The sequence below is a fragment of the Candidatus Accumulibacter propinquus genome, assembly GCF_056856495.1.
The window spans coordinates 263,264-271,344 of sequence record NZ_JBSEHC010000007.1; the positions used below are offsets into that span (position 1 = coordinate 263,264).

7 protein-coding genes and 3 pseudogenes are annotated in these 8,081 nt (G+C 67.3%); all 10 read right to left on the reverse strand.

All coding sequences use genetic code 11. The features are described from left to right. Window positions 1-5: 5 nt before the first annotated feature. Window positions 6-761, reverse strand: coding sequence for a type-F conjugative transfer system pilin assembly protein TrbC (gene trbC, locus AC15MQ_RS21985; protein WP_483081342.1), 756 nt, complete (start codon window positions 759-761; stop codon window positions 6-8). Continuing rightward, a pseudogene (gene traU, locus AC15MQ_RS21990) lies at window positions 748-1,771 on the reverse strand (conjugal transfer pilus assembly protein TraU). Before traU ends, trbC begins: the two are co-directional and overlap by 14 nt. Further along, window positions 1,768-2,407: pseudogene (gene traW, locus AC15MQ_RS21995) on the reverse strand (type-F conjugative transfer system protein TraW). The pseudogenes traU and traW overlap by 4 nt, the downstream one beginning before the upstream one ends. Continuing rightward, window positions 2,404-2,781, reverse strand: a complete 378-nt coding sequence (locus AC15MQ_RS22000; protein ID WP_483081343.1) for a hypothetical protein — start codon at window positions 2,779-2,781, stop codon at window positions 2,404-2,406. Before AC15MQ_RS22000 ends, traW begins: the two are co-directional and overlap by 4 nt. A gap of 10 nt (window positions 2,782-2,791) precedes the next feature. Next, window positions 2,792-3,356, reverse strand: a pseudogene (gene traF / locus AC15MQ_RS22005) (conjugative transfer signal peptidase TraF). Window positions 3,357-3,395: 39 nt separating this feature from the next. Beyond that, on the reverse strand, window positions 3,396-3,764 hold the full coding sequence (locus AC15MQ_RS22010; RefSeq protein WP_483081344.1) for a hypothetical protein: 369 nt from the start codon (window positions 3,762-3,764) through the stop codon (window positions 3,396-3,398). Next, on the reverse strand, window positions 3,761-6,328 hold the full coding sequence (gene traC, locus AC15MQ_RS22015) for a type IV secretion system protein TraC (protein ID WP_483081356.1): 2,568 nt from the start codon (window positions 6,326-6,328) through the stop codon (window positions 3,761-3,763). The genes AC15MQ_RS22010 and traC overlap by 4 nt, the downstream gene beginning before the upstream one ends. Before the next feature lie 7 nt (window positions 6,329-6,335). Next, entirely contained in the window at window positions 6,336-6,923 is a 588-nt protein-coding gene (locus tag AC15MQ_RS22020) for a TraV family lipoprotein (RefSeq protein ID WP_483081345.1), read from the reverse strand. Then, window positions 6,920-7,756: a DsbC family protein gene (locus AC15MQ_RS22025; protein ID WP_483081346.1), complete on the reverse strand. Its 837-nt coding sequence runs from the start codon at window positions 7,754-7,756 to the stop codon at window positions 6,920-6,922. The genes AC15MQ_RS22020 and AC15MQ_RS22025 overlap by 4 nt, the downstream gene beginning before the upstream one ends. Then, window positions 7,743-8,081, reverse strand: a 339-nt coding sequence (locus AC15MQ_RS22030; protein WP_483081347.1) for a TrbI/VirB10 family protein, incomplete at its 5' end; no start/stop codon positions are given. The genes AC15MQ_RS22025 and AC15MQ_RS22030, both read right to left, overlap by 14 nt.

Below are 8,081 nucleotides of genomic sequence, written 5' to 3' on the forward strand. Positions count from 1 at the left end.
GCCTCCTATCCCTTGATCCGTTTCAGGAAGATGTCGGCGGGCGGGCCGAACCCGGGTGCCGAGCGCCGCATGTGTTCCAGCGCGTAGTCCAGGCTCACGTCGCCGGAGGTCCGCAGGAAACTGTCGGCCGGCGCGCAACTGCCGCTGGCGCAGGCAACCGGGCGGGTGACGTCGCGCACCAGCACGAAGGTCGGTACCCGGGTGACGGCGTAGCGGTCGAACGCCTGGGGATCGATCTGCACGGCCACCTGGCGGGAACCGATCAGGCCCTGCACCTGGGCGACGGTGTCGCGCAACGAGCCGTTGGCGAAACCCCGGAGGACGATCGAGGCCTTGGCCCGCGCGGCCTGGTCGACCAGGCGTTGCAGCGTGGGCCGGGGCATGGACAGGCTGACGAACACCAACAGCCCGGGCCCCATCGCTAGCCCCTGCGCCTGAGTCATCGCCTCGGATTGCGATGCATAGCCCCGCGCCAGCGCTTCGAGGTCGATCGGGGTGTGGCTGAGGGGCTGTGGCAGCGCCTCGACGTTCGGGCGGGTCGGCACCGGCGCGGCCTGCAGTTCGGCATCGCTGGGCATGCGGTACTTCCGCCGTGCCGCGTCGATGTCCTGATCGGTGACGGTCGGCATTTCGCGGCGGACCCGTTCGATGTCCGCGTCGGTGATGACCGGCGGGTTTTGCGCCACGGCCGGCGCGCTCGCCGCGAGGGCGGCAACGAGGCCGAGGGCCCGGGCAGATAGACGGAGATCAGAAGCCCACACAGCAGTTCCTCTTGCGAAATAACATGAAGGCGAAATCCTCGCCGCGTACCGGATATTCCTTGCCGGCGCCCCAGAGCACCGTGGTGCGGCCGAAGGGCTGGCAGCAGCGACCGGCCTCCTTGTCGGTGTTGGGGATCGGATAGGTGAGCTGGGTCTTGTAGGCAGTCTTGTCCATGACCGGCTCGAAGTACGGCCCGCACAGGCCGGGGGTGCCGTGCCAGCCCCAGGCGATCAGTTCGCGGTGCATCTTGGCGGTCAGGCGCTGGGCCATCAGCGCGGCCGTGCGCACGCCGCCCAGGTGGTAGGGGACGTGGCCGTCGAGGGGGTAAATGCCCCCCTGGCATCCGGCGCACCAGAAGAGCTCCTTGAGGCCGAAGCCCACCGAGGCGGCGACGCAGTCGGCAGCGCAGGCGGCAATGGCGACCGGATTGGCGAAGAGCACGGCGTCCGGATTGAGGATCAGGGCGAGTTCGTCGTCGGCCCACAGGGGATCAACCTCGGTGAGGTAGGCGAGATCGAAGGAGCCCTTTTCCAGGCAGGGGAAGTCGGTCACCACGTCCAGCCAATACATCACCGGGTTCACGTAGAAGTGCGCCTGGTAGAAGCTGCCGCCGTCGCCATCGCCTTCCGGGCCGCGTGAAGCGCGCCGCTTCCGGCGCCGGAATGCCCGGGTCGAGATCGATGCCGCCGAGCGATACCAGGCAGAACGGTTTGCGCACCGCCTCGACATGCCGTGCCGGCTCCCAGAAGCCGATGGAGAGTCCGATGACCGGATTGACGCCACAACTGCAGACCGGGCTCGAGGGGTTGCCGGTGTCCTCCTGGTCGCCGAAGTTGGCGATGCGCGCACTGCCGATGCTGATCGGCAGGATGCAGGACCAGCAGATATCGGTGATCGGATTGGGAAACTTGCCGGTGCAGGTGGCCGCACCGGCGGCGAGGCTGGGGCCGGCCGCGAAGGCGAGCACGGCGGCGAGCAGGAAAGGAACGAGGCCGCGATGGGCATTCATGGGGACACCGCCAATTCGTCGATACGCAGCCGCAGCCCTTCCTGCGACACCAGCGCCGGCACCTGGGTGATGCCCAGGCGGCGGGTGAGCAGGCCCTGCTGGTCGTAGTAGACCGGGACGTGCCAGGACTGCATCAGGTCCAGGTAGGAGCCGCCGACCAGGATCGGCTTGACGCGGCCCTGGTAGAGGGCGATCAGCTGCCGGGCGCGGCCGACCTGACGCGGGTCGCGGGCATCGAAGAACAGCAGGTGCCGGGACAGCGACACCACTTCCAGCGGGTTCTTGCGCGTGCCGGCGGCAAACAGCAATTCGCCCTGGGGGCCGAGGATGTTGCGATCCAGACTGAAGCTCGGATCGAAGTAGAAGGTCCGCACCGTATCGGTCGCACGCAGGCCGGTGACCGGCGGCGGATTCTTCACGGTCGCGATGCCCCGTTCCCGGGCTTGCTGCTTCAAGGCGCCCGAGTTCGCCGCTACGTTCCTTCTCGCGCAGGCGCTGCTCGATCATCTGGAGCAGATGGGGTTCGCTGATCTCGTAGGTCGGCCCGATGACGCCCAGATCCATGGCCCGCGCGCCGCCTGCCGCGCCCAGCATCAGGCCGAGCACCAGGGGAGCGGACACGATGCAGCGTTTCATCGCGCCCCCCTGGCCGGGCAACGGATCTGTCCGGCGAGTTGTTCGCGGGCGGCGGTATCGCGCAGGTGGCTGGCACGGATCAGTCCCATCAGCACCGGATCGCCGTCACCGTCCGACATCGCTTGGCGCAACTCGGTCGCGGTGAGTGCCCGGCCGCAACGCCGCTCGAAAGCGGCGAGATAGTCCTTGGCGCCGGCTTCAGCGGCGGGGGCGATTTGCCGCAGGAGGCCGAGATAGTCGGCCAGCGGCATGTCATCGATCCCTGGCGTCGTCGGCGTCGCGTGGATCGGCCCGCGGGCCGGACTGGACTGGCCCCGGGCGGCCGGCTGGGTCAAGAGGCCGAGCAGCGCGAGGAGCAGAAGGGCCTTGGTCATGGCGCGCCTTTCAATACAGCGGAACCACGACACCGACCACCTGCTCGGCCCGTACCAGGCCGCTGTCCTGGTAGCGCGAGTCGAAGGAGTCGGGGCTGGTGCCCTGCACGTAGTAGTGTCCGGGCGGGATGACGGTCGGCGTAATAGGTACCAGCGGACGATGGTCGTAGGCCTGCAGCTTGGCCACGCCGACCTCCTCGCCGTTGATCGCCACGTGCCGACCGGCGACGGTCACGGCATCGCCCGGCAAGCCCCGCACGATCTTGAAGAAGGGCTGGCCGCGCAGCCCTGGATAACGCGTCTGCGCCTCACCGTCGAACGAGAAGACGATGAAGTCGCCGCGCCGCAGGGGGTGGGGTCCGTGCACCAGCCAGGCGATGCGATACGGCAGGCTCGGCGTCCAGTTGAAGAGCACGGGCAGCCGCGGCGTCGCATCGACGAAGAGCCGGAGCATAGGCCAAGCCCCAGATCGCCAAGATCGGCAGGTAGAGATACCAGCGCCGGCGCACATGGCGCAGGAAGTCCGCAAAATGTTTGACGACTCGCCGCCCGCTGCCGGGGTCTCGACGCGGCACGCACGCTACTTGGACTCGCCTGTTGGACCGGTTCGGAATTCATGGCGCGGCCACCTTTCTGCGCAACTGTGCCGTCAGGTCGACGGTATTCGGCGTCGGTCCGGCCACGGCGGTCCTGAGAATCACCAGGCAGTTGCATTCCCGCGGCAACTCATCGAGGGCGAGCGGCAGGCGCTGGGCGAAGGCCCGGGCCATGACGAGCGCCTTCTGGCGGTCTTCCTCCGAACTGCTCTTGGTGAGGATCTGGGTGAACTCGGCTTCCTTGGCGCGGTACACCTCGGCCACATCGACCACGCCGATGACCAGAGCCGGCCGTAGCACCGAGCGGTCGTAGGCCGCGAGCGCGGCGGCGACCACGACCAGGGTGACCAGGCCCTGGGCCAGCCATTGGGGAACGGAGGTCTTCATACCGCGTGCCCCCGGCGGCGCAGCAGCTGGCCGATCGCCTCGTCGATGGACAGGCCCTGGGCGCGCAATTCGTCGATCGGCGCGTTGTCTTCCAACTTGTTGGAGAAGAGCAGATGGGTGGCCGGATCGAGGATGTTGCGGGCGACGCCCTCGCCCACGGGGGAAGAGATGTACACCTCGGAGAAGACGCCGGCCTCGGTGCGTAGCGAGTTCAACAGCCGCTTCTTCGGTTCGTCCATGGTGAGCCGGCCCTTGCGGTCGAGCATCTCGATGGATTCCGGTTTCTGCCGCAGCAGGAAGACCCAGTCCGAGCAGTTGAAGGCCGCTTCCATCTGCGCCGAGCCGTAGTAGTCATCGGCGCTCTGGGTCGCGGTGCCGAGTGCGCCGCCGTACTTGCGGGCGCGCCGGGCGGCTTCCTCGATCACGGCGGCCTTGACCGGATCGTCGGCGCCGATGTCGCCCAGTTGTTGCTTCAGCTCGTCGACGAACAGCACCTTGCGCCGGTTGCGCGTCAGGTACATCTCGCCGGTGATCCGGTGCAGCAGCAGGATGTTGACCACCGCGTGCAGGTCCGGGCGGCGCTTCAACTCTTCGTTCTCGATGACGATGAAGTCGTTGGAAAAATCGACGTTGTTCTTGCCCTCGAAGAAGCGCTCGTACTGCCCGCCCTTGGCGTAGGGGTTGAGCATGATGGCCAGATCCCTGATGCGCTGGTCATTGACTACGCCCAGTTCCTCGATGGTTCCGCCTTTGAAGGCGTCGCGCAGCCCCGTGATGCGCAACTCGTTGCCGTACTCCCGCCAGAGCTTGAGGACCATGGCCGAGATGGCCTTGTACTGGACTTCCTCCAGGGTGTGCTGCATCGAGCACATCTTGGCGATGCCCGGCACCAGCATGTCGATGTCCTCGTTGATGTCGACGATGTGGGTGAAGGGATTGAGGCAGATGTCCACGTCGGGACGGAATTCGATGTAGGTGCCCTGGGCCTTGCGGCACAGCTTCTCGAAACTGCGGCCGAGGTCGAGCATCCAGACCTTGGCGCCGATCGCCCGATAGGACCAGGCCATCTCGTTCATCAGCACCGACTTGCCCGAGCCTGGCGCGCCGATGATGGCGAAGTTGTAGTTGCCGAGATCGTTGTCGAAGATGTCCAGGGTCATCAGCTGCCCGCGCCGGCCGCCGAAAACCAGGGCCGGGGTGCGGGTACCGCGCCACTCGGCGATCAGCGGCGCCATGTGGATGGCGTTGGCCATGGTCTTGCGCGTGACGCGCCGCATCTTGACCAGGTCCCGGTGGAACTTCTCGGTCAGCATCATGGGGAGGCTGGCGAGCAAGGCCTGGCGATGCATGTAGGCATCGGCGTTCAACTGGAAACCGCGGCCGCGCCAGATGGCATTGGCCGCTTCGTGGGCGGCGACCGCCTTGTTCGGGGCAGTGAACAGCGCCAACTGGTGATACAGGCTCACCAGGCTGCCGCCGGTGTCGATGGCATCCGCCGCCGCCGTCCAGTCCTGGAGCTTTTTATTCACGTCCGGCATCACGTCGGCCATTTTCGACTTGGCGTTCTGGGTGGCCCGCACATGGTTGGCGGTGACCACCGACTTGGTGACGTTGGGGTCCAGCACCTGCACGCCCAGGGTGAGCAGAAAGGGCGCGCTGTACTGCAAGGCCGGCTGCATCAGGTCGCCGATGAGGGAGCCCATCTGCCACAGCGCGAAGCGTTCCGGGAAACTCTTGATCGAGAAGAAGCGCGCTTCCAGTACCTCGGGGCTGGCTTCCTTCCACAGGGTGAGGCCGCTGGGGTGCGGGTCCTGGATGGTGTCGAAGTCCACGATCTGGTCGCGCAACTCGCGGCCATCGTCGTAGTGCAGGTCCGGCGCATCGGTCTGGGAGATGCGGTCGGGGTTGGTGAAGAGGGCGCACCAGTTGATCAGGTCGGCGGCATCGCAAACGCGGTTGGGGAGCGAGGCAGAGCGCAGGGTGGACGACATGGAATCGCGCAGCGCCATCAACTCGTCGCGCTTGTTGAGATCCTCGGGGTCGCCGGGAAAAGCGACGGAGAGCATCAGCCGGAAGTCCCGGATCGTGTAGTGGAAGCCGGCGGTGAGCGACTTCTGCGCGCCCTGCAGCAGGTGGCCGACGCGCTGGCGGGCGAGTTTCCTGAACAGGTTCCCGTTGCGGGCCGGGCGGCCCCACTGCTTGGCCTGCTCCGCCTGATCCTCGTCCTCGACCCGCAGGTTGGCGTAGTGGCGCAACTGGGTGCGCACCTGGGGTGAGCCGAACAGGTGGAACTGGATGCCGGTGCCGGGCGGGCAGTTGGCATAGAGCGAGACCAGGACTTCCGCCATGCGCTCGTCGGCGCCCGACTGGGGCATGAGCTCGAGCATGACGCCCATGCTGTCGCGGTTGACGAAGATTTTTTCGGGGGCGAGATAAGCGGAGTAGGGCAGCCAGTTGGCGAACTGCTCGGCCGGCGTATCGACGGGCTGGGCGAAGGGGAAGCGCTGCGGTTGCCGGTGGCCGGGATGGGGGCCGATCGGGGGATTGCTGTGGGGGGCGTTCATGGCGACCTCACTGCGGATGGTTGGCATTGGGCCCGGGGAACGGGGGCCGTTGCGGCAACATCGGCGCGGCCGGCGCGTTGGCGCCGGCGTTCGGCTCGGCCGGGGTTTCCGTTCCTGACCTGGGTGGCGCCTTGAGTGGCGCATAGGCGTCGCGGATCTGGCGCTGGACGTGGTCGATCAGCCACTGGCCGTTGTCCACCTGGACATAGACGTAGCCTTGGTCATAGAGATCGCCGTCGGCGTCTTCCCAGGGCTTGATCCACAAGCGCAGCAGGCGGGCCTGGGAGCGCAAGGGGCTGGGCGTGACAACCGTGTCGGCATCGCCGGTGGCGACGGACGATGGGGCGGGCCGGGGCGATTCGGGCGGATTCGCTTCGGAGGCTTCTTTCCGCAGGGCGGCCGAGCGTTTGGCCCGTTGGCCGGGCAGGTTGTTGTGGATCGCGTTGGCGTAGGTACCCGACACCGAGTCGCAGGCGACACCCTCCGGAGCCTTGCAGGCGTACTTCGAGTCGCCGCCCAATCCGGACATGTTCATGCAGGCACCCAAGGGGAGCAGCAGGCAGAGGGCGCCAATGCGCAGCACGAGCGTCTTCATGGCTGCTGCTCCGCGGTGGCTTGCGGCGTCGTTGGTGAAGCGATCTGCGCGAGGCGTGCTTCCAGCACCGCACGTCCCACGAAGCCCTCGGTGCGGCTGCCGTCCGCCCAGATCAGGGTGGGCGTGCCCTGGACGCCGAGTTGGTGGGCCAGTGCCCGGTTGCGGGCGATCGGGTGGTCGCAGGCGGCATCGGTCTTGAGCGCACTGTCGTCGCCGTGGAGCATCAGGCGCTGCCAGGCTTCTGCGCGATCCCCCGCGCACCAGATGGCGATCGGCTTGGCCTCGCCCTGGAAGGGGACGAGGAAGGTATAGAGGGTGACGTTGTCGAGGCCGGCCAACTCGGACTCGAGTTGCTTGCAGTAGGGGCAGTTGGGATCGCTGAAGACGGCCACCTTGCGCTGGCCATCGCCGCGGACCGTCTTGATCGCATCACTGAGCGGCAGTCGATCGAAGCGGACCGGGGCCGCTGCCGTGCGCGCGGGTTCCGGGGCCGATCCTCGGGGGCCATTCACACTGTCGGCCCGGGCCAGTTTCGGGCCGGTGAGGTCGCGCAGGGTCTCGGTGTCGAACAGGCGGCCGAAGAGGAAGTAGCGCGGGTTGCTGGCCGAGACGTAGGCCACGTTGCCGTTCATCCAGACTTCATAGAGGCCGCCGATGGGCGAGCGGGTGACTTCGGTGAAGTACGTGCCCGGATGTGCTTTCTGCAGGGCACTCAGCAGGCGCTTCTCCTCGGGCGTGGCGGCCTTGGCGCAGACGCACGCACCGAGCAGTGTCGCGCTCAAGGCCGCGACGAGCACGCGCCGGGGCCCGCACAGGGATTCAGTAGTTGCCATCGTCGGAGGTCTCCAGATAGCGGGTTTCGGGGGAGTTGGGGGAGTGGGCGAGGCGCGCAGAAGACGGGTCGCCCGCCGTCATGGGGACGTCGATGCGCACGCCCTTGGTGATCACCACGTCGACTTCGCGGCCGGCATCCACCTCGATGACCGGGAAGGTGTTCTCGGCGAGCTTGATGTAGTACTGGGCGAGTCGGTCGAGGGCTTTGCCGACACCCGACCCCAGGCCCGCGCGGTAGGCTTCGGCGCCGGTGGCGCTGGCGACCGTGCCCAGCGCCGAGGTGCTGTATTCCGTCGACGAGGTGGCCAGACCCTGGCCGATGCC